Below are 1,009 nucleotides of genomic sequence, written 5' to 3' on the forward strand. Positions count from 1 at the left end.
CCGCGGACCTCTTCGACGCCCTTACGAAGGACGGTCGCCCCGACCGAGGTCGCGCCACCGCCGACGACGAGGCTCGGGCTGAAGGACGAGGAGGCCGCCACGACGATCGCGTTCTCAAGTGAGGCCCCGCTCGCTATCGTGTAGCCGAAGGCCAGCGGGATCGACTGCGACACGCCGGTATTGCCGGCGGCGTCGCGCAGACGGGCCGTCACATAGGAAAGTCCGGTGGCCGGAGACAGATTGTCCAGCCGCCAGGTGCCGTCGGTGCTGGTCACGGAGAGATCCGTCGCACCGAACGACAGGGTGAGCGCGGCCGGCGTGTCGGCAAGATCGAGCGTGCCCTGGATGTTGACGCGGCTGGATGTTGCATCGGAGCTTTCGATGCTTGTGATCGCAAGGACCGGAGCGGTGACATCGACCTTGAAAGTGAGCGCCGCCGCGGAATTGCTGTGGCCAAGCGCGTCCGTCGCAGTCGCGACGTAGCTGTAGGTCGAGCCGTCCTGCAGGCCGGACACGCCAAGGCTCCAGTTGCCGTTGCTGCCAACCGTGGTGACGCCAACGACGGAATTGCCGCCGGCATTCGTGACCGTAACGGTGTCTCCGGCATTGCCGGAACCGGACAGGGTCGTCGTCCCGCCATGAAAGTGCGCCGCGTTGATGTAGTAGCTGCCGTCGGCCCCCGGCGTCACGTCCGCATCGACGATCGTCAGAGCCGGAGGCGTGCGGCTGATCGTATATTGCGTGGTGGTCGAATTGGGCGCGGTGAGGAAAACATCCTCGCCGGTCGAGGAGTTGCTCGTTGTCCACTCCACCACCACGTCGGCTTTTCCGTCTCCATTGAGGTCACCGACGGTGATTCCGTTGGCGCCCGAATCGAGCGGCAACGTCACCGCCGGGCCGAACGTGCCGTCGCCGCGACTGTAAAAGGTCGAAAGCGTATTGTTGCTGGTAGCGACCACGGCGAGGTCCGTTTTACCGTCGCCATTGAAGTCCGCGGCCGCCAAGTTCC

1 protein-coding gene is annotated in these 1,009 nt (G+C 65.1%); it reads right to left on the reverse strand.

Features of this window, described 5'->3' with window-relative positions; translation table 11 throughout:
• A partial coding sequence (locus ACXJL8_RS41935; protein WP_456687131.1) for an FG-GAP-like repeat-containing protein occupies positions 1–1,009 on the reverse strand: 1,009 nt, incomplete at both ends.

This window comes from Bradyrhizobium sp. P5_C11_2, assembly GCF_054049755.1.